We start from the raw sequence: 24,237 nt of genomic DNA, 5'->3' as shown, positions 1-24,237 counted from the left end.
GCTGGGAAATAGCTGAACGGATGAGTCCAGCGGGGCAACGGCTGTCGGTCCCGGTCGCTACGGTGTCGTCTGCTCACTCACCCCCCGGAAGGAAAACGCGTGTCAGAGCAGGTCGCACCGCCCCCCGCGCCGGACGCCGCCCAGCCCCCGTCGGCCGTCCAGGCGCCGCCCCCGGCGGAGCCCCAGGCCGAGAAGTCCGGTTCCAAGAAGCTGCTCGGCATCGTGGGCGCGATCGTCGTGTTCCTGGTCGTCGCGGGCCTCAAGTTCGGCATCGGCTCGGCGATCGGCAACTTCTTCAACAAGGACGAGACCGCTGAGGCCAAGGTCGGCGACTGCATCGCCGAGCTGCCCGAGGTGACCGGCACCAAGGAGGAGAAGGTCGACGGCGCGAAGGTCGTCGAGTGCACCTCCACCGACGCCGTCTACAACGTGGTCGGCCGCGTCGACGGGCAGACCCAGGCGCAGGCCCGCTCCGGCGAGGCGTGCGGGCAGTACATCAAGGAGGGCCAGGAGGGCTACGTCTACTACAGCATCGAGCCGGGCAAGACCGGCTACCTGCTGTGCCTGACGAAGAAGGCCTGATCCCCCGGCACGACAGGACCGCCGACGGCGGCGCGGACATCGTCCGCGCCGCCGTCGGCGTCCGTGGCTAGGGCGTAGACAGGAGGTGTATGCCACTGTTCCGGCGTCTTCCCCGGGGCGCTCACGGCGTGGCAGGCTACCGACACGTAGCAACACTGTGCGACCAGCCAACGATGACTGACCGCTAGGAGGACGGCCGATGGGCGAGATGGTGAGCTACCGCGGCAACGGGGGGACGAGCGAGGGGTATCTCGCGATACCCTCCGGCGGTGCGACCAGCCCTGCGGTCATCGTCATCCAGGACTGGTGGGGCCTGGTGCCGCACGTCCGGGCGGTCGTGGACCGCTTCGCCGAGGCCGGTTTCGTCGCCCTCGCCCCGGACTTCCGCCACGGCGGCCCGGCCAGCAAGCCGAGTGAGCCCCGGCAGATGCTGAACAGCCAGCAGATGGACGAGGCGGCGGCGGACATCGCCGGCGCGGCCGACTACCTCGCCAGCCGGCCCGAGGTCGCCGGCAAGGTGGGCTGTGCGGGCTTCTGCGCCGGGGCGAGCCTGGCCCTCTGGGCGGCGACCCGGTCCGAGCGGATCGTCGCCACCACCGCCTTCTACCCCCGGCTGCCGTGGGACGGGATGCGCCCCGAGTGGCCCGACTACGCGGGCAAGGCGGCGCTCATCCACTGCTCCGAAGAGGACGGCACCTCCGCCGCCGACGGCGTACGCACCGTCCGCCGCGCCATCGAAACCTCCGGCGGCACCTGCCAGGTCCACGACTACCCCGGCACCTCGCACGCCTTCTTCAACGAGGACCGGCCGGAGAACTTCGACCAGCGCGCCGCCGCCACCGCCTGGGCCCGCACCCTCGAACTCTTCCGGGCCAAGCTTGGCTGAGCCCCGTACGCCCGACGAGGTGGTCGCCCGCGCCGCGCGGGCGACCGGCCTGGCCGACCTCGACGCCGCCGTCAGCGACTGCTTCGCCTGCCCGCGGCTGGTGCGGTGGCGCGAGGAGGTGGCCCGCGTCCGCCGGGCGGCCTTCCGGGACCAGGAGTACTGGGGCCGGCCGGTGCCCGGCTTCGGCGTCCCCGACGCGCGCATCGCCATCCTCGGCCTGGCGCCCGCCGCGCACGGCGGCAACCGCACGGGCCGCATCTTCACCGGCGACCGGTCCGGCGACGTCCTGTTCGCCGCGTTGCACCGGGCCGGGCTGGCCAACCAGCCGACCAGCGTCGCCGCCGACGACGGGCTGACCCTGCGCGACCTGCGGATCTTTTCCGCCGTGCGCTGCGCCCCGCCGGACAACAAGCCCACCCCCGAGGAACGGGACACGTGCGCGCCGTGGCTGCACCGCGAGGTGGCGCTGATCCGGCCCACCCTGCGCGTCGTGGTCGCGCTGGGAGCGTTCGCCTGGGCCTCGTGGTGGCCGGTGCTGCGCCAGGTGTACGGTCTGCGCCCGCCCAGCCCGCGACCGGCGTTCGGCCATGGGGCACACTGGTCCGGCACGGGCGCACCGGCGCTGCTCGGCTGCTACCACGTCAGCCAGCAGAACACCTTCACCGGGCGGCTGACACCAGGGATGCTGGACGATGTGTTCGCCCGGGCGAAGCAACTGGCCGGGGCGGACTGAGGCGTGGGGGCGGTGGCGATGACGGACGGAACGCGTCGAGTCGTGGGACACGCCCCGGCGACCCGGAGGTAGCCTTCGATGGAATTCAGCGCCCTGCGCAGGTGGTGGCCGGTCGCGGCGGTGGTGCTCCTGCTGGCCGTCGCCGCGTTCTCGTCCGCCCACTCGTCGATCGGCGCCAGCCGGATCCCGCCCGCCGCCGACAGCATCCCGTACGTGCCGGAATATCCGAGCGCCGAGCCGGCCGAGTCGATCCCCGTCGAACCAAGGGACGCCGGCCAGGCCACCCAGGCGTCGATCCCGCAGTGGATCGCCACCGTCGCCATCGTACTGCTCGGGCTGGCGATCCTCGTCGTCTTCGGCTATCTCACCTGGACGTTGGTCCGGGGCGCGATACGCCGCACCACCCGGGCGCTGCCAACGCAGCGGTCCCGGCGGACACCCGAGGGCACCGCCCGCGAGGTGGCCGCCGCCCTCGACGCCGGCCTGGAGGAGTTGGACGACCGCGACACCGATCCGCGTACGGCGGTGATCGCCTGCTGGGTGCGCCTGGAGCAGGCCGCCGCCGGGGCCGGCGTGCCCCGGCTGGCCGGCGACACCCCCACCGACCTGGTCACCCGGCTGCTGCGGGGCGACCCGTCGGTGGGCATCCCGGCCATCGCCAGCGCCGACGTGCTGGCCGAGTTCGCCCACGTCTACCGCGAGGCCCGCTACGCCACCCGTGAGGTCGACGAGCGCACCCGCGACCAGGCCCGGGCGGCGCTGCGCCGGCTGCGCGGCGAGTTGACCGTCGCGGTCGCCGACGACACGGAGGTGCCGGCGTGACCGGGGCACCCACCGGCGTGACCGGGGCGCGGCCGGCGCCCGCCCGACGTGGCGAGGTGACGCCGTGAGCAGCACCAGCATCGACGACCTGCTGAGCGTCGAGGACGAGCGACCGGCACGCGCCGAGCCCCGGCGGGGCGGGCGGGTCGGTCGGGTGCTCCGTCCCCTGGCCGGCGTCGCGGCCGTCGTGATCGTGCTGGTCGCCGGCCTGCGCCTGGTGGGCCTGCGGGTCTCGCTGCCGATCCTCGTGGCCGGGGTGGTCGCGCTGTTCGTGGTGCGTCGCGTCGTCGCCGCCCTCACGCCCCCGCCCCCGCCCCGCGGCGGCGGCCGGGCCCCCGTCTCCGACGACGACGGCACCTGGAACTGGGGCGCCAGGGACGCGCTGCGCACCGCGATCAACGGCTGGGAACTGCCGCTGGACTGGTCGGCCACCCGGCCCGAACGCTTCACCACCGTGATCCTGCCCCGGCTCGGGGAGTTGGCCGACGAGCGGCTGAGCCAGCGGCACGGCGTGACCCGCGAGTCGGATCCGGCCCGGGCCCGGGTGCTGCTGGGTGACCAGCTGTGGAAGTTCCTGGAGACCCCGCCTCGCCGCACCCCGTCGCCGCGCAACCTCGCGGCGATCGTCGCCGAACTGGAGAGACTGTGATGAACGACGTGGACCGCAGCATGCCCGCCGCCGAGGTCGGCCCCCTCGCCCGGTCGGTGCTGGAGGCGGTCGGTCAGGTCGTCGTCGGCAAGCGGGACGCGCTGGAACTGGTGCTCGCCGGCATCCTGGCCGGCGGCCACGTGCTGCTGGAGGACCTGCCGGGCCTCGGCAAGACGCTGACCGCGCGGTCCTTCGCCCAGGCGCTCGGGCTGGACTTCCGCCGGCTCCAGTTCACCCCCGACCTGCTGCCCGCCGACGTGACCGGTTCGTTCCTGTACGACCAGCGCAGCGGCGACTTCTCGTTCCGGGCCGGGCCGGTCTTCACCAACCTGCTCCTCGCCGACGAGATCAACCGGACCCCGCCGAAGACCCAGTCGGCCCTGCTGGAGGCGATGCAGGAGAAGCAGGTCTCGGTGGAGGGCGTGACGTACAAGCTGGACGAGCCGTTCCACGTGCTGGCCACCGCCAACCCCATCGAGTACGAGGGCACGTACCCGCTGCCGGAGGCGCAGCTCGACCGGTTCCTGCTCCGGGTCTCCTTCGGCTACCCCGAAGCCGAGGAGGAGTGGGAGGTGCTGCGCCGGCGGATGTCCCGCCGCCGCGAGGAGGCGGACATCAAGCCGGTGGTCGACGCGGCGACCCTGCGCGCCATGCAGGCCGCGCTGGAGGACGTGGTCGTGGAGGACTCCGTCGGCCGCTACATCGTCGCGCTGACCGCCGCCACCCGGGAACACCCGTCGGTGCTGGTCGGCGCCTCGCCGCGCGGCTCGCTGGCGCTGCTGCTGCTGTCCCGCGTACGGGCCGTCATGGCCGGGCGCGACTACGTCGTCCCGGAGGACGTCAAGGAGGTCGCGGCGCCCGCCCTGGCACACCGGATCACGTTGCGCCCCGAGATGTGGCTGCGCCGCGTCGATCCGTCCTTCGTGGTCGGCGAGGTGCTGGAGGCGACCCCGGCCCCCGCCAGCGGCGCGCTGCCCAGCTACGCCGCCGGGCACTGATGGTCGCGCCCGCCGTGTCGCCCCGCGAGTCGCCGCCGCAGGAGCCGGAGCCCGCGACCGGCTGGGTGCCCACGTGGGCGCTCGGCCGGGCGGTGCTCCTCACCGGGCTGCTGCTGATCGCGGGGGTGCTGCTCGGCCGGGTGGACCTGGTCGTGCTGGCCGCCCCGTTCGCGCTGGGCACCGCGTACGCGCTGCGCCGCCGGCCGACCGCCCTGCCGCAGATCTGGATCTCCGCCGACGAGGGGCACCTGGTCGAGGGCGGCGAGCTGACCGGCACGGTCACCGTCGGCAACCCGGACCTGATCGACTACGACGTGGCGGTGGTGCGCAGCCGGGTCTCGCCGTGGCTGCGGGTGCAGCAGGTGACGATCGCCGGGGCGACCACCGCGTCCGGGGCGGCTTCGGCCGTCGCCCCGTCCGTCGCCGACCGGCCGTTCGTGACCGCCGTCCCGACGGCGGCGGCCGTGGACCTGGAGCTGACCGGCACGGCGCTGCGCTGGGGCCGGCACCCCATCGGCCCGGCGGGCGCCCGGGCGGCCGCCGCGCAGGGACTGCTGGTCTCCCGCGCCGTGATCGCCGAGCCGTCCCGGTTGCGGGTCTACCCGAGGACCGAGCCGTTCGACGCCGTCGAGGCGATGCCCCGGGCCGCCGGCCTGGTCGGCGCGCACCACTCGCGCCGGCCCGGCGAGGGCGGCGAACTGGCCGGCGTACGGGTCTTCGCCCCGGGCGACCGGCTGCGCCGGGTCGACTGGCGGGTGTCGCTGCGGGCCCGGCAACTGCACGTGGCGGCCACCCTCTCCGACCGCGACGCCGAGGTGGTGCTGCTGCTCGACGTGCTCGCCGAGGCGGGCCGTTCGGGTGGGGTGTCCGGGGCCGCCTCCGTGCTGGACACCACAGTCCGGGCCGCCGCCGCGATCGCCGAGCACTACCTGCACCGGGGCGACCGGGTGTCGATGCTCGAGTACGGCCCGGCCGCCCGCCGGCTGCGTCCCGCCGCCGGCCGCCGGCAGTACCTCACGGTCCTGGAGTGGCTGCTGGAGGTGCGGGCGGAGCACTCCCCGCACGAGCCGTACGACCAGGTGTTCGGGCCGCAGTTGCTGTCGGCGGACGCGCTGGTGGTGGTCCTCACCCCGCTGCTCGACGAGCGGTCGGCGCAGATGCTGGCCCGGCTGGCCCGCTCCGGGCGGTTCGTGGTCGCGGTGGACACCCTGCCGGCGGACCTCACCCCGCCGAAGGACCGGGGCTGGGCCGAGGTGGCGTACCGGCTGTGGCGGCTGGACCGGGACACCATGATCGGGCAGCTGCGGGAGCACGGCGTGCCGGTGGTGCGGTGGGCCGGCGCGGGCAGCCTCGACGAGGTGCTGCGGGACGTGGCCCGCCTGGCGACCGCCCCGAGGGTGGCCCGGTGAGCGCGGTCACCGAACGGGCCAGGGCGTTGCGGTACGCCGCCGCCCGGATCAGCCTGACGCCGCTGCTGGTGCGCGCTGGCATCTTCCTCACCGTGCTGGTCGGCCTGCTGCTCGCGTACCCGTCGCAGGTGCTGCTCGGGCGGCCGCTGCTCGCCCTCGTGGCGGTGGCGGTCCTGCCGGCGGTCGGGCCGCGCCGGCTCTGGCCGACCTTCGCGGCGCTGGTCACGGTCGGCGGCTGGCTGATGGCCACCGACGGGTACGGCCGGCCGATCGCCCTCTGGCGGCTGCTCGCCGTGGCGGCGGTGCTCTACCTCACCCACACCCTCTGCGCGCTGGCCGCCGTGCTGCCGTACGACGCGGTGGTCGACCCGAACCTGATCGTGCGGTGGCTGGCCCGGGCCGGTGCGGTGCTGCTGGCCACCTTCGTCCTCGGCGTCCTGCTGGTCGAGGTCGGCAGGCTCGGTGGTGACGCTGGACACCAGGCGGCGACGGTGGTCGGTCTGCTCGTGGCGGTGGCGGTGGCGGCGTTGCTGGGGTGGCTGCTGCGCCGCAGGTGACAGCCCTTTTTCGGGGTAGTCATGCAGGTCACAGGGGTTGTGCTCCGTCACAGAGAAGGGGCGCGAGCGGGATTAGCCGGGCCGCGCGGGGAAAGATAGATGACGTGAACCCGAAGCGGATCCTTGTGGTGGGTGCCGGGCACGTCGGTCTCTACGCGGCCCTGCGCCTGTCGAAGAAGCTCAGTTCCCGTGAGGCCGAGGTCGTCGTGGTGGACCCTCAGCCCCACATGACCTACCAGCCGTTCCTGCCGGAGGCGGCGGCCGGCAACATCTCGCCCCGGCACTCCGTGGTGCCGCTGCGGCGGGAGTTGCGGCGGTGCAAGGTGGTGGCGGGCGCGGTGACCCGGATCGACCACCACCGCAAGACCGCCGTGGTGCAGCCCATCAGCGGCCCCACCCGGGAGATCCCGTACGACCACGTGGTCGTCGCCCCGGGTTCGGTCTCCCGGACGCTGCCGATCCCCGGCCTGCACGAGCAGGGCATCGGCTTCAAGACCATCGGCGAGGCCATCTACCTGCGCAACCACGTGCTGGACCGGCTCGACGTGGCCGCCGCCACGCCGGACCCGGCCGTCCGCCGGTCGGCGCTGACCTTCACCTTCGTCGGCGGCGGGTACGCCGGCATCGAGGCGCTCGCCGAGATGGAGGACATGGCCCGGGACGCCCTGAAGTACTACCCGGAGCTCAAGCCCGAGGACATGCGCTGGGTGCTGGTCGAGGCGACCCAGCGGGTGCTGCCCGAGGTCGACCGGGACATGGGCGCCTACACGGTGCAGCAGCTGCTCAAGCGGAACATGGACATCCGGCTGGACACCCGCCTGGAGTCCTGCCTCGACGGGGTGGTGAAGCTCTCCGACGGCGACAGCTTCCGCTCCGACACCATCGTCTGGACGGCCGGCGTGAAGCCGTCGCCGATGCTGGACGCGACGGACTTCCCCCGCGACGAGCGGCGGCGGGTCACCTGCCTGCCGACCCTCCAGGTGGTCGACGGCGACCGGGTGGTCGACGGCGCCTGGAGCGCCGGTGACTGCGCGGCCGTGCCGGACCTGACCAAGGAGCCGGGCAACTACTGCTCGCCGAGCGCCCAGCACGCGGTCCGCCAGGCCGCCCGGATGGCCGACAACATCGTCAACGTCGTCCGTGGCCGGGAGCCGGTGGAGTACAAGCACAAGCACGCCGGCAGCGTCGCCAGCCTCGGCCTGCACAAGGGCGTGGCCCAGGTGTACGGGATCAAGATGACCGGCTGGCCGGCGTGGTTCATGCACCGGACGTACCACATGAGCCGGATCCCGTCGTTGAACCGCAAGGTCCGGGTCGTGGTCGACTGGTCGCTGGCGTTCTTCCTGAAGCGCGAGGTGGTCGCCCTCGGCCAGCTGCACGATCCGCGCGAGGAGTTCGCCGAGGCGTCCCAGCCGGTCGGCGCCGGCCGCGCCTGACGGAGCACGCGAAGCCCTCTCCGCCTGCGGCGGAGGGGCTTTTCGCGCGTTCAGCGGGTGCGGGTCAGACGCGCCAGGTCCAGGCGTCGGCGATTCGGGTGGCGGGGCCGTAGAGCTGCTCCAGCGTGCCGCGAAGGCTGTCGGCGTGCGGGGTGCCGTCGGCCAGCGCCACGCAGGAGGCGCCCCAGAACTCCGCGTCCTCCGCGGCCTGCCGGCGCTGTTCGTCCCCGATGACGGGTTGCCCGCCGCGCCTGCCGACCTCGGCCAGCAGGGCCGACGTGGGCTGCGCGTAGGTGCCCATCGCCGCCGTGCCGCCGCGACCGTAAGGGCCGATGAAGAAGCCCTCCGGCATGCCGAACGCCGCGTCGGCGGCGGTCGCCCAGCGCATCGGCCATGGTTGCTTGGGCGTGGCGAGCGGCACCGGCACCAGCACTCCGCCCGGCTCGACGCACTGGCGCCAGTGCCCGCCGGTGACGAACTCGGGCAGCGGCGGGCGCTCGGCGGTGGGCAGCGGGGTCGGCAGCAGCGGCAGCAGCGCCACGCCGACCGCCGCCGGCACCAGGCGGCGGGCCAGGCCGGTGCCGCGCAGCGCCCGGTCGACCGCCAGCACCAGCAGCGTGGCGATGAGCGGGAGCACCGCGAGGGCGAACCGCATCGGCAGCGCACCGTCCACCACGGGCAGCCCCGAGAGCAGGGCGTACGGGCCCGGGACGGCGGTGCGTTCGCCGTCGACGACCACCCGGGGACCGAGCGACAGCGCCCCCGTGACGAGCGTGCCGACCACGCACGCGGCGACCAGCGGGCGACGGCCCAGCCAGAGCGCGTAGGCGGCGGCGACCAGCAGCAGGGGCAGCCCGAGGAAGGTGTTGTACTCGGCCGGCCCGGTGGTCAGCCGGGCAGCCCCGTCGCCGCCCGCGATCGACAGCGGCGAGACGGTCCACCAGCTGCGCAGGTCCGCCGAGAAGTAGTGCGGGCTGAACATGCCGTCCGAGACGCCCTGCGGGCCGGCGAACTGGAACCACAGCGGCCAGGCCAGTACGACCAGGGCCAGCCCGGCGGCGAGCATCATCCCGGCGGCGAAGCCGGGCAGGGCGCGGCGGGCCAGGTTCCGGTCCGCCACCGCGTAGGTGACCGCCATCACCAGCAGCGTGATCGCGCAGAGGAAGAGCACCTCCTCGCCGACGAAGACCTGCGCGGTGACCGCCGCCGCCAGGCCGACGGCCGAGCTGACCACCCGCCGGCGGTCCGGCCCGTCGGCGGTGCCCGCCGGGTCGGCGGCCCGCAGCATGCGGACCACCAGCCAGACGATCAACGGCACCAGCCACTGCGCGGTCATGTGCAGGTGGCTGTTGGACTGCGAGACCATCCCCGGGCCGAACCCGCAGAGCGCCGCCCCGAGCGCGGCGGCGAGCCGGCGGGCGCGCAGGACCCGGGTGAAGAGCAGGTACCAGGCGATCGCGGTGCCGGCCAGGTTCGCCATGGCCAGCAGGGCGAAGGTCACCGGCGCGCCGAACGACAGGGTCACCGGGGCCAGGAGCACCCCGAGCGCGATGACCGTGGTGTTGGTCATCAGGTTGACCCCGTCCGGCGCGTTGAGCCGCCCGGTGAGCAGGTCGAAGTCGCCGAGCAGCGCCCGCGAGTCGACGGCGAGGAACCACTCGTAGAGGGCCTGGTCCTCCGGGTTGAGCGCCAGGACCCGGGCCGCCGGGTCGGGCCAGAGCCCGTGGGTGAGCCAGCCGGCCAGCGCCACGAAGAGCAGCACGACGGTGACGTCCGCCCGGCGACGGTGGACGGCGGTCAGCAGGCGCGCCGGCCGGAGCCGGCGGGACGGCCGGTCGACGGCGAGGACAGCCTGGTCAGGGACGGCGTCGGGGGCCGTGGGGGCTGCGCTGCTCACGGTCTCGACCCTAGTGCGACCCGCCCGCCGGGGTACGCCGGGTCGCCGCCGACCCGCTACCGTGACACTGCACCACGCGTGTCGACCCGCGCGGTGTCACCCGCCCGGGTGGTGGAACGGCAGACACGGCCGCCTTAAAAGCGGCTGCCGCAAGGCGTGCGGGTTCGACCCCCGCCCCGGGCACGCCGCACTCTCAGCTTCCGCTCAGCTTGGCGATCTCCACGGGACTGTCCTGGGCGTTTACTCTTGGGGGTGCACGTTCACGTGCAACGACCCCCTGAGGGAGGCCTGACAGTGAAGACTTCGAACCCGGTGCTCGCCCGGCTCGGCCAGGCGGCCGAGCGGGAGCGCTCCGCCGGGTACGCCCCGACCGGGCCGTACGGACAGCCCGGCTATCCACAGCAGTACCCGACGGAGGCCGGCTACCCGGCGGCCCCGCCGACCGTCAACACCATGTCGATCGACGACGTGGTGGTCAAGACCGTCACGCTCCTCGGCATCCTCGGCATCTCCGCCGCGGCCGCCTGGGTGCTGGTGCCCGACGCGCTGCTCGGCGCGGCCTGGATCGGCGCGGCGGTGGTCGGCCTGGTCCTCGGCCTGATCATCTCGTTCTCCCGGATGGCGAACCCGGCGCTGGTCGTCGCGTACGCCGTCGTCGAGGGCGTCTTCGTCGGCATGGTCAGCAAGTTCTTCAACTCGCTCTACGACGGCATCGTGGTCCAGGCGGTGACCGCCACGTTCGGTGTCTTCTTCGTGATGGCCATGCTCTACAAGGCGAAGGTCATCCGGGCCACCCCGAAGTTCGTCAAGGGCATGATCGCCGTGATGGCGGGTCTCTTCGCCGTCATGCTGATCAACCTCGTGTTCGCGCTCTTCGGCGTGAACACCGGCCTGCGCGACGGCAGCCCGCTGGCGATCGGGTTCAGCCTGGTCTGCATCGTGGTCGCCTCGCTGAGCTTCGTGCTCAGCTTCAAGGAGGTCGAGGACGGCGTCCGGATGGGGCTGCCCCAGCGCTACTCCTGGGTCGCCGCCTTCGGCATCCTGGTCAGCCTGGTCTGGCTCTACATCGAGATCCTGCGCCTGCTGAGCTACTTCCAAGGCGACGACTGACAGTCGCCCGCGACCGACCGGCGCCCGCCCCCGCATCCGCGAGGGCGGGCGCCGTCGTCTACCCCCGCCCGCCCCACCCCTCGCTCGCTCCCCCCGCTCGCCCCCACCCCCACTCGCCCCGATCTCCGCGCGAACCGTCCCTGGGCCCGGCCCTCGCCCCACCCTGGCCGCCGATCCCGCCCAACCCTCCAGCCCCGCAGCCCTGCCCCCACCTCTCGCCGTCGATCATGCAGTTGTGGTGCCCCGCGAAAGGGGCGAAAGCGCCTCAGTCGCCCACCACAAGTCCATGATCGACGGACCGGACCGGACCGGACCGGACCGGACCGGACCGGACCGGACCGGGCTGGGCTGGGGCGGGCTGGGCTGGGGCATGCCGGGGCCGGGGCAGGGCGGGCCGGGGCCGGGCGGGGCCGGGCGGGGCCAGGGCATGCCGGGGCGGGGCCAGGGCGGGGCCAGGGCAGGCAGGACCCGGGCGGGCAGGGCGGGGTCGGGGTGCGGGGCGGGGAGGCGGGGCGGGGGTTCGTAGACTTTGGGTGTGGGTGGTGGGGAGTTGGGGCGGGCGGTGGAGTTGTTGGTGCGCCAGGTCGGGCACTGGCAGCAGCCCCGCTGGGCGGCCACGGCCGCCGGTGGCAACGTGTCCCGCGCCGATCTCGTGCACCGGCTGGTGCAGGAGATCGCCAACCTGGCCGCCGACGTCGAGGGCGGACCCCGGCGGACGGTGCCCCGGCTCGACAACGACCTGGCGCTGCCCGACCAGCTCCGGGTGGTGGCCGCCGACCTGGTCGCCGCCGCCGCGCCGCCGGAGGTGCTGGCGCGGGCCGCCGCCGAGGTGACGGCGACCCGCGACGTTCTCTAGGGCGACGGCAACCCGCGACGCTCTCTAAGGGTGACGGCGACCCGCGACCCTCTCCAGGGGTGACGGCGACCCACAGCCCGCCGGAATTCACCATGACCGACGACCGCGTCCGGGCTCCGGCCGGGCGGCGAGGTCCGCTCGGGACGACCCCGGCGCCCGGCCGGGCAGCCCGTGGTGGCGCCGTCCGCTCAGCTCAGGCGCTCGACGACCATGGCCATGCCCTGGCCGCCGCCCACGCACATGGTCTCCAGGCCGATCGTCTTGTCGTGCCAGTCCAGGGCGTTGAGCAGGGTGCCGGTGATCCGGGCACCGGTCATGCCGAACGGGTGCCCGACGGCGATCGCGCCACCGGCGACGTTCAGCTTCTCCAGTGGAATGCCGAGCTGGCGGTACGAGGGGATCACCTGCGCGGCGAACGCCTCGTTGATCTCCACCAGGTCGACGTCGTCGATGGTCATGCCGGCCCGCTTGAGCGCCTGCCGGGTGGCCTCGACCGGGCCGAGGCCCATGATCTCCGGCGAGAGGGCGGTCACGCCGGTGGAGACGATCCGGGCCAGCGGCGTGATGCCGAGGTCCCTGGCCCGCTGGGCGCTCATGATCACCACGGCGGCGGCGCCGTCGTTCAGCGGGCAGCAGTTGCCGGCGGTGATGCGACCGTCCGGACGGAACACCGGCTTCAGCCCGGAGACGCCCTCCAGGGTGACCCCGGCGCGCGGGCCGTCGTCGGTGCCGACCACCGTGCCGTCCGGCGTGGTGACCGGGGTGATCTCCCGGGCCCAGAAGCCGTCGGCGATGGCCTTCTCGGCGAGGTTCTGGCTGCGTACGCCGAACTCGTCCATGTCGGCGCGGGTCACGTCGTACACCTGGGCCAGGTTCTCGGCGGTCTGCCCCATGGTCAGGTAGATGTCCGGCAGCTCGCCGGCCTCGCGCGGGTCGGTCCAGACCGGGGCCCCGCCCTGCGCGCGGGCCTTGGAACGCTCGGCCGCGGCGGCGAAGCGCGGGTTCTCCCAGCCGCCGCCGACCAGCGCCTGCGCCTCCTTCGGCAGCCCGTCTGAGTTGCCGCGGGCGTACCGGGAGACGGTCTCCACGCCGGCGGAGACGAACACGTCGCCCTCGCCGGCCCGGATCGCGTGCATCGCCATCCGGGTGGTCTGCAGCGACGACGCGCAGTAGCGGGTGAGCGTCGCGCCGGGCAGGGTGTCCAGGCCCATCAGGGTGGCGACCACCCGGGCCATGTTGAAGCCCTGCTCGCCGCCGGGCAGACCGCACCCCAGGTAGAGGTCGTCGATCTCGGTCGGGTCGAGCTGGGGAACCTTGTCCAGGGCGGCCCGCACGATGGTCGCGGCGAGGTCGTCCGGGCGGACGTCGCGCAGGGAACCCTTGTGTGCCCGGCCGATGGGGGAGCGGGCGGTGGCGACGATGACGGCGTCGCGGGACGACTCAGTCGGCATGAACCAACGTTAACCCGTCGGTAACTTCGGGCGGAAGCTGCCCGCCGGCCGGGAAATGTCACGCCCGGCGGGACAGCGGGGACAGCCGGCGGGTCACTGCCGGGAGGCGACCGCCGCGGCGGCGGCGACGGCCGGCAGCAGGGCGTGCGCCCAGACCCGGTAGCCGTCGGCGGAGGGGTGGTAGCCGTCGTGGCACAGCGTCCCGGCGTCGGCCCGGAACACGGCGCCGGTCTCGGTGGCCAGGTCGACCACCGTGCCGCCGGCGTCGAGCACCGCCGCCGCCTGGGCGCGGGCCACCCGCCGCCCCGACCAGCCGACCACGTTGCGCAGCGGCGGCGCGATGGCGCGTACGGCGCCCAGGTCGGGGCACGTGCCGACGACCACCTCCACCCGGGCCTCGCGGAGCCGGTGCACGGCCGCCCCGAGGTAGGCGGCGGCCTCCACCGGGCGACGCAGGGTGGTGGCGTCGTTCGCCCCGATCAGGATCACCGCCACGTCGGGGCGCTCGCCGAGCAGCGCCCGGGCCACCTGGGTGGCCAGGTCGGTCGAGCGTGAGCCGGAGACGCCGACGCTGGACAGGTGCACCCGGCGACCGCTCGGGCCCTCGGCGAGCAGGTTGGCCAGCTGCCCGCCGATGGTCTCGTCGAGGCGGCCGACCCCGACGCCGAGGGCGGACGAGTCGCCGAGCAGCACCAGGCGCAGCGGCGGCGCGTCGGCCCGCCCGACCGTGGCGCGCAGGGCGAGCGCCAGCTCCGGCTGGGCGTACCGGCGGTGCCGGGCGGCGAAGGCCTGACCGGCGAGGACGGCGGCGCCGCCGACCGTGCCGGCGATGAGGCTGAGCGTCGCCGCCCGGCCCAGTCGATTGGCGAGCCCCGAGGGGATGAAGCGCTCGCTCATGCCAGTCCCTCCAGTGTGGGTGAGTCGGCGGCGGGGCTGGGCTGCGGCGCCGCGCCGACACCGAAGAAGGCCCGTCGGCGCAGTTGCGCCCACCGGCCGGCGGGGCCGCGCTCGCGCCCCCTGACCCGGGTGCCGCTGACCTCGGTGCCCGCGTGGCGGGCCGCCTCCTGGGCGGCCTGCGGCAGCGAGCGCACGCCCTCGTCCCGGACGAGGGTCGGGCGGCGTTCCTGCCCCGCACCGAGCGCGGACAGCACGGTCGGCAGCAGGGCGGCGGCGGCCATCGCGTAGCCCTCCGCCGAGGGGTGGAAACGGTCCCAGGCGAACATCCGGGTCGGCTCCGCCGTGAACCGGGGACCGAGCAGGTCGCCGAGGGAGACCGTCCAGCCGCCGGCCTCGACCACGGCCACCGTCTGGGCGGCGGCGAGCTGCCGGCTCCAGTGCCGGGCCAGCCACCGCAGCGGCGGCTGGATCGGCCGGATCGCGCCCAGGTCGGGGCAGGTGCCGACGACCACCTCGCAGCCGGCCGCGCGCAGCGTGCGGACCGCGTCGACCAGGTAGCGCACCGCCAGGGCGAACGGTGCGCGGTTGGTCACGTCGTTGCCGCCGATCAGGATCACCGCGACGTCGGGCTGGCACTCCAGCGCCGCCTCCACCTGGTGCCGCAGCACCGCCGAGATGGCGCCCACCACGGCGAAGCGGTGCAGCCGGACGGGGCGTTGCAGGCGGCGGGACAGCCCGGTGGCGAGCAGGGCGCCGGGCGTCTCCCGGCGGCGGTGCACGCCGTAGCCGGCGGCCGACGAGTCGCCGAGCACGACGACGGTGACCGGCGGGCCGGGCAGCTTCGCGCCGTAGACGCCGTCGCAGCGCGGCGGGGGCGCCTCGGCCATCGGGATCGTGCGGCGGGCCTGCCGGGCCTGCCCGAGGAGCACGCCGCCGGTCGCCACCACGGCCGCGGCGGTGGCGCCCGTGCCGATCGCCGCGAGGCGGGCGACCTGCCGGGCGCGCTGCCAGCGCTGACCAACCGGGACGACGGAACCAGCGACCCCCATACAGCGACATTATCGCGCCGGCACGACACACCGCTGTCGTCGTGTCGGCTCGCGGGTGCCTGGAAGGCGACGCTCCTGGGTACCTGTACGGGTGACCGGGGGACGGTTGCGCGGGCACGCCACCCTGGCACGTGGAGAGGGGCCGAACATGGGGAAGACATTGAAGCGCACGGCGGCGTTCAGCGCGCTGGCCCGGGCACTCGCGGCCGGGTCGCGGGGCGGGCCGTCGCTCGGGGCGCGGCTTGGCGCGCTGCCGCGGATGATCCGGGCCACCACCCGGGGGGAGTACGACGGCGGCCTGCGGCTGGCCCTGATGACCGCGGCGACGGCGTACATCGTCTCGCCGGTCGACCTGCTTCCCGAGATCCCGCTGGCGATCTTCGGGCTGGCCGACGACGCGGTCATGGTGACCTGGCTGGCCGGCAGCGTGCTGGCCGAGACCGAGCGGTTCCTGGAGTGGGAGGCCCGGCGCAGCTCGGTGATCCCCGGACACGTGGCGTCCTGAACCCACGTACCCTGGGGCGTCGAGAAGACGTCTGCCCGGCCGCCGCCGGCGGCGCCGGAGGAGAAGGGCACAACGAGGTGCGGTACTACGACAACGTCGTCGAGCTGATCGGCAACACCCCGCTGGTACGGCTGCGCAACGTCACGGCCGGGATCCAGGCCACCGTGCTGGCGAAGGTGGAGTACCTCAACCCGGGCGGCTCGGTGAAGGACCGGATCGCGCTGCGGATGGTGGAGGACGCGGAGAAGGCGGGCATCCTCCAGCCGGGCGGCACGATCGTCGAGCCGACCAGCGGAAACACCGGCGTCGGGCTGGCGCTGGTGGCGCAACTGCGGGGCTACAGGTGCGTCTTCGTCTGCCCCGACAAGGTCAGCCAGGACAAGCAGGACGTGCTGCGCGCGTACGGCGCGGAGGTGGTGGTCTGCCCGACCGCCGTCGCGCCGGAGGACCCGCGCTCCTACTACAACGTCTCCGACCGGCTGGCCCGGGAGATCCCCGGCGCGTGGAAGCCGAACCAGTACAGCAACCCGGCCAACCCGCGCTCGCACTACGAGACCACCGGCCCCGAGCTGTGGGAGCAGACCGGGGGCGAGCTCACCCACTTCGTGGCGGGCGTCGGCACCGGCGGCACCATCTCCGGCATCGGGCGCTACCTGAAGGAGGCGTCGGAGGGGCGGGTCAAGGTCGTCGGCGCCGACCCGGAGGGTTCCGTCTACTCCGGCGGCACCGGCCGGCCGTACCTGGTCGAGGGTGTCGGCGAGGACTTCTGGCCGGAGACGTACGACCGGGGTGTCGCCGACGAGATCATCGAGGTCTCCGACAAGGCGTCCTTCGAGATGACCCGGCGGTTGGCGCGCGAGGAGGGGCTGCTGGTCGGCGGCTCCTGCGGGATGGCCGTCGTGGCCGCCCTGGAGGTGGCCCGCAAGGCCGGCCCGCACGACGTGGTCGTGGTGCTGCTGCCGGACAGCGGCAAGGGCTACCTGTCCAAGATCTTCAACGACACCTGGATGGCCCGGTACGGCTTCCTGGACAACTCGGGCACCGAGCCGACGGTCGCCGACGCGCTCGCCGGCAAGCCGGGCGGCCTGCCCGAGCTGGTGCACGTGCACCCGACCGAGACGGTCCGCGACGCGATCGACTACATGCGCGAGTACGGCGTCTCGCAGCTCCCGGTACTCAAGGCCGAGCCCCCGGTGGTGACCGGCGAGGTGGCCGGCTCGATCGCCGAGAAGGACCTGCTCGACGCGCTCTTCACCGGCCAGGCGCACCTGCACGACACCATCGAGCGGCACATGGCCGAGCCGCTGCCGATGATCGGCGGCGGGCAGCCGGTGAGCGAGGCGGTCGGCCTGTTGGAGAAGTCCGACGCCGCCCTGGTGCTGGTCGACGGCAAGCCGAAGGGCGTCCTCACCCGGCAGGACCTGCTGGCCCACCTCGGCGCCCGCTGACCCGGACGACGTCCGCACGAGGGCCCTTCCCCGCCCGGGGAGGGGCCCTCGCCGTGCCTGCCGCGCCCGAGCCGGAGGGCAGGCACCCCGCCGCTCTGAGCCCTCGGGCGTACCGGAGCTGGGACGTGACCGCCGGGCCGATGTGCTCGTCGCGTTCAGTGCCGGTGGGGGTCCAGCCGCCGCGCTCGTAGAAGCGCCGGGCGTGCGCGTTGTCCCGCAGCACCCAGAGGACCGCGCGGGACCAGCCGCGGGCGCGCATGGCGTCCAGGGCATCGACCATCAGGGTGCGCCCGGTGCCCCGGCCGCGTTCGGCGGGTTCGAGGTGGATGGCGTTGAGCAGGCCGGTCACCGGGTCGCCCTCGTCGTCCGGGCCGAGATAGCTGAAGCCGACCAGCCGGCCGGCGCGCTCGGCCACCGTCATCCGGTGCTCGTCCCGCTCCCACGTCCACCGCTCGGTCCAGTACGCGCCCATCGCCTCGGGCGTCGGGTCGGCCAGCGCCCGCGCCGGCAGGAAGGACGCGTAGGCGGCGACCCGGGAACGCTGGTGCAGCGCGCCCACCGCCATCAGGTCGTCGACGGTGGCGGGGCGCAGGGTGACCGTCACCCGGCCGAGGCTACCCGCCGGGGCGGAACCTGCACGGTCGTCAGGTCCTCGGCGATCACCAGGTCGCCGTCGAAGTGCGCGCGGGCCTCGTCGGCGAAGCGGGCCGGGTCGGCGTACCGCTGGGAGAAGTGGGTGAGCACGAGCCGGCGTACGCCCGACTCAGCCGCCACCCGCGCGGCCTGGCCCGCCGTGAGGTGCCCGACCTCGGCGGCCAGCGCGGCCTCCGAGTCGAGGAACGTCGACTCGATGACCAGCAGGTCGGCGTGCTCGGCGAGGGCGTACACCCCGTCGCAGAGGCCGGTGTCCATGACGAAGGCGAACCGCTGCCCGGGCCGGGGCACGCTCACCTCGTCGCGGGTGACGCGGCGCCCGTCGACGTCGAGGTGGCCGACGCGGATCAGCTCCCCGACCGCCGGCCCGGCGATGCCGTACGCGGCCAGCCGCTCCGGCAACATCCGGCAGCCGTCCGGCTCGACGAGGCGGTAGCCGTACGTCTCGATCGGGTGCCGCAGCCGGCGGGCCTCCAGCGTGCCGACACCCAGCGTGATGCGCTGCCCGTCGGACTCGATGGGCTCGACGCGCAGCTCGGCGGTCTCGTGGAAGCTGGCGGCGTGCCGCAGCCGCGCGAAGTATTCCGCGCCGCCGGCCGGGAAGTGCACCGCCACCGGGTGCGGCACCCGGTCGAGGGAGAGCCGCTGGATGGTGCCGGGCAGGCCGAGGCAGTGGTCGCCGTGGAAGTGGGTGACGCAGATCCGGGTCAGGTCGGTGGCGGTGACCGTGGTGTGCAGGAGCTGCCGCTGGCTGCCCTCGCCCGGGTCGAAGAGGATCACCTCGCCGTCCCAGCGCAGCACGTACCCGTTGTGGTTGCGCTGCCGGGTGGGGGCCTGGCTGGCCGTCCCGAGCACCACCAGCTCGCGCATCGACACGGTGACCTCCGGCTGCGTCGGCCAACCGGCCTGCGGAAAGGGTCGACCCCCGGGGCTTCCGTGCTCGCGCACGGGCCGGCTGGACTGGGCCGGCACCCCGGGGGTCGGGTGGCTGTCGTGGTTTCGCCGCACCGCTGCCACACGGTCTCGACGATGGTGCTGTGTTGCCCGCCTCGCGGCGGACGGTTTCACTGTCGAGGACAGCGGCTAGCGGACAGCCACCTCACGAGTCCGATTGCTATACAAGTCTGGACCACCTCCTTTCCCGTGTACCGCCACGCTATCCAGCCCGCGCGCCGCCGGCAACGGATTTCGATCACACAGCGCCGGGGAATGGCGGGCCGGCGCTCAGGTGTTCTCGGCGATGCCGATCGGGCCCTCGCGGGGGCCCTCCTCGCTGGCCGGCTGCACGGCCAGCGACGGGAAGTCGGCCAGGTCGCCCTCCGGCTCGGCGTCCCACTCGGGGAAGACCAGGTCGCTCTGGAGGTAGAGGCAGAGCAGCTGGGTGAGCTGGCGCAGGCCCTCCAGGTGGGTGCGCTCGTGCCCGTGGGTGGCGTCCACGCCGAAGCCGAGCAGCGCCACCCGGGCGTGCGCGCCGGCCTCCACCGCCGCCGCCACGTCCGAGCGGTAGTACTCGAAGACGTCCCGGACCAGGTCCACCCCGTGCTCGGCGGCGATCGAGGCCAGGTTGCGGGTCAGGTGGTAGTCGAACGGGCCCACGCCGTCGCCCATGGCCAGCGTGGCCGCGTCCTCGCGGGACTGCTGGCCGGGCGCCACCACCGCGGCGTCCACGGAGACGATCTCCGCCACGTCGGGGTCGAGCCCGTGCGACGCCCCGTGCCCGATCTCCTCGGTCACGGTGACCAGCAGGTGCGCGGTGACCGCCGGGCGTACGCCGGCGTCGACCATCGCCTTGAGGGCGGTGAGGACCGCCGCCACGCCGGCCTTGTCGTCCAGGTGCCGGGACTTGACGTACCCGCTGGGGGTGATCGTCGGGTTCGGCAGGAACGCCACGAAGTCGCCCGCGTCGATGCCGAGGGCGCGCAGTCCGGCGATGTCCTCGACCGGCTCGTCGACCCGGACCTCGACGTGCTGCCAGCCGACGCCCTGGAGGTCCACGTCGTCGTTGTAGCGGTGGCCGCTGGCCTTGAGCGGCAGCACCTGGCCGGTGATCACCCGCTCCAGGTCGTCGGTGAAGATCCGCACGTGCGCGCCCTCGGCGAACCGGGCGCTGTGCGTACCGATCGTCTTCAGCTCCAGCCGGCCGTTCTCCTTCAGCCGCTTCACCATGCCGCCGATGGTGTCGGTGTGCACCACGATCGCCCGGTCGGCGCCCGTCGAGCGGGGGCCGGGCAGGCAGGCGCTCAGCGCGCCGCGGCGGGTCAGCGTGGAGGGGATGCCGAGCGCGGAGAGCCGCTCGCCGACGTACTGCTGCACGTGGTCCGTACGCCCCGACGGGCTCGGGATCTCCAGCAGCTCCACCAGCACCTGGCGCAGGTAGTCCAGGTCGATCTCCAGGGGCCTCGGGCTCACGCGGCACCTCCCGGGCCGGCCGGGGTCCAGAGCCGCTGCGGCGCCCGGGTGCCGGGGAAGAGCAGGTCCACGAAGCGCTCGGCGGTCGGCTGCGGTTCGTGGTTGGCCAGGCCGGGCCGCTCGTTGGCCTCGATGAACACGTGCTCCGGGTGGTCCGGGGCGCCGACCAGCAGGTCCAGCCCGGTGACCGGGATGTCCAGCGCCCGGCTGGCCGCCACACACGCCTCGGCGATCGCGGGGTGCAGCTCGGCGGTGACGTCGTGGATGGTGCCGCCGGTGTGCAGGTTCGCGGTCCGGCGTACGGCCAGCACCTGCCCCTCGGGCAGCACGTCGTGCAGCTCGTGGCCGGCCTCGGCGAGCACGTCGCGGGTCATGTCGTCGAGCGGGATGCGGGACTCGCCACCGGTGGCGGCGGCCCGACGGCGGCTCTGCCGCTCGATCAGCTCGGCGATGTCGTGCACCCCGTCGCCGGTGATCGAGGCGGGGCGCCGGACGGCGGCGGCCACCACCTCGTGGTCGATGACGACGACGCGCAGGTCCTCGCCGGCGCGCATCTCCTCGATCAGCACGTCGGGGCAGAACCGGGCGGCCAACTCGACGGCGGCGGCCAGCGCCTCGGGAGTGCGTACGCCCACCGTGATGCCGTTGCCCTGCTCGCCGCGCGCCGGCTTCACCACCACCCGGCCGACCTCGGCGAGGAAGGCGACGTCGTCCTCGCCGCCGGTGGCGGTCCGGCCGCGCGGCACGGAGAGCCCCGCCTCGGTGAGGATCCGGCGGGTGACCCGCTTGTCGTCGCAGCGGCTCATCGCCACCGCCGAGGTCAGCTCCGACAGCGACTCGCGGGTCAGCACGGTCCGCCCGCCGCTGCTCAGCCGCAGCTCACCCCAGGCGGGGTCGGTGACCTCCACCCGGATGCCGCGCCGCATCGCCTCGTCGGCGACGATCCTGGCGTACGGGTTGAGCTGGTCGTACCCCTCGGGCATGGCGGGCAGGAAGAGCCGCTCGTTGATCGGGTTCTTCCGCTTCACACAGAGCGTCGCCGTCCGGTAGAAGCCGAGCCGCTCGTAGAGCCGGATCGCCCCGCCGTTCTCGGCGAGCACGGACAGGTCCACGTACGCCCGGCCCCGCTCGACCAGCCGGGCGGCCAGCGCGGTGATCAGCGCCTGGCCGGTGCCCGGCGGCGCGGTGTTGAAGTCGACGGTGAGGCACCACAGGCTGGCGCCGTTCTCCGGGTCGTCGAAGACCGCGACGTGGTCGACGCCGGTGATGGTGCCGACGATCTCGCCGGTGGTGTCCTCGGCGACCAGGTGCAGGAACCGGTCGGTGCGCGCGTTGGCGACGAGCACGTCGACCCCGGCGGTGACCATGCCGTTGCGGGCGTAGATCCGGTTGACCGCGTCCGCGTCGGCGGCGTCGGCCAACGGGCGGATGGTCAGCCCCGGCACGTCGCCGTCGCCGGTCGGACGGTCACCGTCGAGCGGCAGCCGGTAGGTCAGCGACGGATCGATGAACAGCTCGTCGGGCAGCCGGGACACCAGCACGTGCGGGTCGCGCAGGTAGATGCAGATGTCCCGGGAACCGGCGGCCTCGGAGCGCAGCACGGCGGCGACGGCGGCCTGGTCGACGAAGGTCTGCCCGAAGACGAGCCGCCCCCAGCCGCAGTCCAGCACCACGTCGGTGTCGCCCTCCCGGGTCGGCGGCTCCGCCGGCTCCGGCGCCATCGGATCGCCGCCGGGGCCCACCCGCTCCCGTCGCCGGCTGTTGCGCGACCGGTCGGTCCGGGCCGCGCCGGTCGCCAGGGTGTCGGTCACGGTGAGTCGATTCCGTGGCTCTGGAGCCACATTTCCAGGAGTCCGAGTTGCCACAGCTTGTTTCCGTTCAACGGGGTCAGTTCGGCGTTCGGGTCGGCGAGCAGGGCGTCGACGTAGTCGGCGCGGAACAGGTCGCGGCGGCGGGCCTCGGGCGCGGAGAGCGCGTCGCGTACCCGGTCGAGGAGCTTGCCCTCCAGGTGGGTGAGGCCGGGTACGGGGAAGTAGCCCTTCGGCCGGTCGATGACCTCGTGCGGCAGCACCCGGCGGCCGATCTCCTTGAGCACGCCCTTGCCGCCCTGGGCCAGCTTCAGCTCCGGCGGGCAGCTCGCGGCGAGCTCGACGAACTCGTGGTCGAGGAACGGCACGCGGGCCTCCAGCCCGTGCGCCATCGTCATGTTGTCCACCCGCTTGACCGGGTCGTCGGTCAGCATGACCTGGGTGTCGATCCGCAGGCCGGCGTCGACGGCGGTCTCCGCCCCGGCGCGGCCGAGGTGCGCGGCCACGAACTCCCGCGCCGGGTCGCCGTCGGTCAGCCAGGCCGGGTTCAGCACCCGGGCCAGCCCGGCCGCGTCCCGGTCGAAGAAGGCCCCGGCGTACGTGTCGAGCGCCCGGTCCCGGCCGACCCGGGCGAGCGGCGGGTACCAGTGGTAGCCGCCGAGGATCTCGTCCGCGCCCTGGCCGGACTGGACGACCTTGACGTGCTGCGACACCACCTCGCTGAGCAGGTAGAACGCCACGCAGTCGTGGCTGACCATCGGCTCGGACATCGCGGCGACGGCCGCCTCCAGCGGCGGCACCAGGTCGGCGGCGGCCACCCGGATCTGGTGGTGGTCGGTGTCGAACGTCTTCGCGACGAGGTCGGAGTAGCGGAACTCGTCGCCCTCCCGGCCGCCGACCGCGTCGAAGCCGATCGAGAAGGTGGACAGCCCGCGCTGGCCCTCGCCGGCGAGCAGGGCGACCACCAGGCTGGAGTCCAGCCCGCCGGAGAGCAGCACGCCGACCGGCACGTCGGCGACCATCCGCCGCCGTACGGCCGTGGTCAGCGACTCCAGCAGGGCGTCCTGCCAGTCCTTCTCGGACCAGCCGGCCCGCTCGACGGAGCGGGTGAAGGACGGGTCCCAGTAGACCCGCTCGGAGGTGCGGCCGTCCGCCTCGTAGACCCGTACGGTCGCCGGGGGCAGCTTGGTGACGCCGCGCAGGATGGTGCGCGGCGGCGGCACGATGCTGTGGAAGCTCAGGTAGTGCGCGAGCGCGACCGGGTCGATGCCGGTGTCGACGCCGCCCCCGGCCAGCAGCGCGGGCAGGGTGCTGGCGAAGCGCACCGCGCCGGGCGTCTCGGCCAGGTAGAGCGGCTTGATGCCGAGCCGGTCCCGGGCCAGCACCAGCCGGCCGGTGTCCCGCTCGCTGATCGCCACGGCGAACATGCCGATCAGGTGGTCGACGAAGTCGAGCCCCCACTCGGCGTACGCCTTGAGCACGACCTCGCTGTCGCCGGAGGAGAAGAACCGGTGGCCCTTGGCCTGGAGTTCCTCGCGCAGCTCGCGGTAGTTGTAGATGCACCCGTTGAAGACGCCGGTCAGTCCCGCACCGGGGTCGACCAGCGGTTGCCCGCTCGCGGCGGAGAGGTCGATGATCTTCAGGCGGCGGTGTCCGAGGGCCGTCGGGCCCTGGGCCCAGACGCCGCTGTCGTCGGGCCCCCGGTCGCTCATCGTGGCCGCCATGCGCTCCACCGCTGCCACGTCGGCGCGTGAGCCGTCACGGCGGAACTCTCCCGCAAGTCCGCACATGCCAGGCAATGCTGCCAGAGGGAAACGAGGATTGCCCGTTGAGCTGATAACAGTTTCTTGAAGTTTTGCTACACTGCGCGATTCCGTCACAGCACGTGTCGGCTCCGGTGGCGGACCGCGTCAGGAGTGGCGGATGGGGCGGTTTCCGCCCGGCGGCGGATGTGATCGATTGCTCAGTCTCGGAAGCGCCGAGGCCGGCGCGACAGGTGCCGCGCCGGCCTCCGTGACGGTGCCGGTGGTCCCGCCCCGAGCGGGGTTCAGCCCGAGGTGCGGGCGACGCCGACCGGGCAG

20 protein-coding genes, 1 tRNA gene and 2 pseudogenes are annotated in these 24,237 nt (G+C 74.0%); 14 read left to right on the top strand and 9 right to left on the bottom strand.

Translation table 11 applies throughout. The annotated features are described in order from the left end of the window. The first annotated feature begins 99 nt into the window (after positions 1–99). The 9 genes from ACLQ20_RS01665 (at position 100) to ACLQ20_RS01625 (ending at position 8,072) form a co-directional block, all read left to right on the top strand. The gene (locus ACLQ20_RS01665) at positions 100–582 is read left to right on the top strand and encodes an LppU/SCO3897 family protein (protein WP_327030509.1); all 483 of its coding nucleotides are present in this window, start codon (positions 100–102) and stop codon (positions 580–582) included. Between the two features lie 199 nt (positions 583–781). Next, positions 782–1,468 (top strand): dienelactone hydrolase family protein, encoded by a 687-nt coding sequence (locus ACLQ20_RS01660; protein WP_151457706.1) that lies wholly within the window; start codon positions 782–784, stop codon positions 1,466–1,468. 19 nt (positions 1,469–1,487) lie between these two features. Beyond that, positions 1,488–2,201 carry a uracil-DNA glycosylase gene (locus ACLQ20_RS01655; RefSeq protein WP_425854234.1) on the top strand — a complete coding sequence of 238 codons (714 nt, stop codon included), beginning with the start codon at positions 1,488–1,490 and terminating at the stop codon, positions 2,199–2,201. 78 nt (positions 2,202–2,279) lie between these two features. Then, positions 2,280–3,023, top strand: coding sequence for a DUF4129 domain-containing protein (locus tag ACLQ20_RS01650; RefSeq protein WP_425853949.1), 744 nt, complete (start codon positions 2,280–2,282; stop codon positions 3,021–3,023). A 64-nt stretch (positions 3,024–3,087) separates the two neighbouring features. Next, positions 3,088–3,672, top strand: coding sequence for a hypothetical protein (locus ACLQ20_RS01645; protein WP_327030510.1), 585 nt, complete (start codon positions 3,088–3,090; stop codon positions 3,670–3,672). After that, positions 3,672–4,670, top strand: a complete 999-nt coding sequence (locus tag ACLQ20_RS01640; RefSeq protein WP_151457016.1) for an AAA family ATPase — start codon at positions 3,672–3,674, stop codon at positions 4,668–4,670. The genes ACLQ20_RS01645 and ACLQ20_RS01640 overlap by 1 nt, the downstream gene beginning before the upstream one ends. Then, positions 4,670–6,079 (top strand): DUF58 domain-containing protein, encoded by a 1,410-nt coding sequence (locus ACLQ20_RS01635; protein WP_425853948.1) that lies wholly within the window; start codon positions 4,670–4,672, stop codon positions 6,077–6,079. The genes ACLQ20_RS01640 and ACLQ20_RS01635 overlap by 1 nt, the downstream gene beginning before the upstream one ends. Continuing rightward, entirely contained in the window at positions 6,076–6,636 is a 561-nt protein-coding gene (locus ACLQ20_RS01630; protein ID WP_151457018.1) for a hypothetical protein, read from the top strand. Before ACLQ20_RS01635 ends, ACLQ20_RS01630 begins: the two co-directional genes overlap by 4 nt. Before the next feature lie 104 nt (positions 6,637–6,740). Further along, a complete protein-coding gene (locus tag ACLQ20_RS01625; protein ID WP_151457019.1) occupies positions 6,741–8,072 on the top strand; it encodes an NAD(P)/FAD-dependent oxidoreductase in 1,332 nt (443 codons plus the stop codon). Between the two features lie 64 nt (positions 8,073–8,136). Here ACLQ20_RS01625 and ACLQ20_RS01620 read toward each other — a convergent pair whose 3' ends face one another. Beyond that, entirely contained in the window at positions 8,137–9,969 is a 1,833-nt protein-coding gene (locus tag ACLQ20_RS01620; protein ID WP_425853947.1) for a hypothetical protein, read from the bottom strand. 102 nt (positions 9,970–10,071) lie between these two features. On the opposite strand from ACLQ20_RS01620, the gene ACLQ20_RS01615 reads away from it, so the two are divergent. The 3 genes from ACLQ20_RS01615 (at position 10,072) to ACLQ20_RS01605 (ending at position 11,935) form a co-directional block, all read left to right on the top strand. Then, positions 10,072–10,152 (top strand) — tRNA-Leu (locus ACLQ20_RS01615). 111 nt (positions 10,153–10,263) lie between these two features. Then, a complete protein-coding gene (locus ACLQ20_RS01610; protein ID WP_132233456.1) occupies positions 10,264–11,079 on the top strand; it encodes a Bax inhibitor-1/YccA family protein in 816 nt (271 codons plus the stop codon). A gap of 535 nt (positions 11,080–11,614) precedes the next feature. Further along, positions 11,615–11,935, top strand: coding sequence for a hypothetical protein (locus ACLQ20_RS01605; protein ID WP_425853946.1), 321 nt, complete (start codon positions 11,615–11,617; stop codon positions 11,933–11,935). A 188-nt stretch (positions 11,936–12,123) separates the two neighbouring features. On the opposite strand, the gene ACLQ20_RS01600 is transcribed toward ACLQ20_RS01605, so the two are convergent. The 3 genes and pseudogenes from ACLQ20_RS01600 to ACLQ20_RS01590 form a co-directional block, all read right to left on the bottom strand. Further along, on the bottom strand, positions 12,124–13,386 hold the full coding sequence (locus tag ACLQ20_RS01600; protein WP_132233460.1) for an acetyl-CoA C-acetyltransferase: 1,263 nt from the start codon (positions 13,384–13,386) through the stop codon (positions 12,124–12,126). Positions 13,387–13,479: 93 nt separating this feature from the next. After that, complete coding sequence (locus ACLQ20_RS01595) at positions 13,480–14,283, bottom strand: SGNH/GDSL hydrolase family protein (protein WP_132233462.1); 804 nt, start codon at positions 14,281–14,283, stop codon at positions 13,480–13,482. Further along, positions 14,272–15,332, bottom strand: a pseudogene (locus ACLQ20_RS01590) (SGNH/GDSL hydrolase family protein); the annotation flags it as partial. The pseudogene ACLQ20_RS01590 and the gene ACLQ20_RS01595, both read right to left, overlap by 12 nt. 148 nt (positions 15,333–15,480) lie before the next feature. Between ACLQ20_RS01590 and ACLQ20_RS01585 the strand changes: the two are divergent. Further along, complete coding sequence (locus ACLQ20_RS01585; RefSeq protein WP_101414212.1) at positions 15,481–15,837, top strand: YkvA family protein; 357 nt, start codon at positions 15,481–15,483, stop codon at positions 15,835–15,837. 77 nt (positions 15,838–15,914) lie between these two features. Then, positions 15,915–17,285 carry a cystathionine beta-synthase gene (locus ACLQ20_RS01580; protein WP_425853945.1) on the top strand — a complete coding sequence of 457 codons (1,371 nt, stop codon included), beginning with the start codon at positions 15,915–15,917 and terminating at the stop codon, positions 17,283–17,285. A 97-nt stretch (positions 17,286–17,382) separates the two neighbouring features. Here ACLQ20_RS01580 and ACLQ20_RS01575 read toward each other — a convergent pair. The 5 genes and pseudogenes from ACLQ20_RS01575 to ACLQ20_RS01555 form a co-directional block, all read right to left on the bottom strand. Further along, positions 17,383–17,889, bottom strand: a pseudogene (locus ACLQ20_RS01575) (GNAT family N-acetyltransferase); the annotation flags it as partial. Then, entirely contained in the window at positions 17,886–18,815 is a 930-nt protein-coding gene (locus ACLQ20_RS01570) for a ribonuclease Z (protein WP_151454230.1), read from the bottom strand. The gene ACLQ20_RS01570 and the pseudogene ACLQ20_RS01575, both read right to left, overlap by 4 nt. Before the next feature lie 348 nt (positions 18,816–19,163). Continuing rightward, positions 19,164–20,348, bottom strand: a complete 1,185-nt coding sequence (locus ACLQ20_RS01565) for an osmoprotectant NAGGN system M42 family peptidase (RefSeq protein WP_151454229.1) — start codon at positions 20,346–20,348, stop codon at positions 19,164–19,166. Beyond that, positions 20,345–22,159, bottom strand: a complete 1,815-nt coding sequence (ngg, locus tag ACLQ20_RS01560) for an N-acetylglutaminylglutamine synthetase (RefSeq protein ID WP_425853944.1) — start codon at positions 22,157–22,159, stop codon at positions 20,345–20,347. The genes ACLQ20_RS01565 and ngg overlap by 4 nt, the downstream gene beginning before the upstream one ends. After that, positions 22,156–23,946: an N-acetylglutaminylglutamine amidotransferase gene (locus ACLQ20_RS01555; RefSeq protein ID WP_151454227.1), complete on the bottom strand. Its 1,791-nt coding sequence runs from the start codon at positions 23,944–23,946 to the stop codon at positions 22,156–22,158. Before ACLQ20_RS01555 ends, ngg begins: the two co-directional genes overlap by 4 nt. Positions 23,947–24,237 lie beyond the last annotated feature (291 nt).

Origin of the sequence: Micromonospora sp. DT46 (assembly GCF_049841735.1) — a bacterium.
GTDB lineage: Bacteria > Actinomycetota > Actinomycetes > Mycobacteriales > Micromonosporaceae > Micromonospora > Micromonospora reichwaldensis.
Note: the sequence above shows the minus strand (reverse complement) of the source record. Positions and strands in the feature narration are given on the sequence as shown.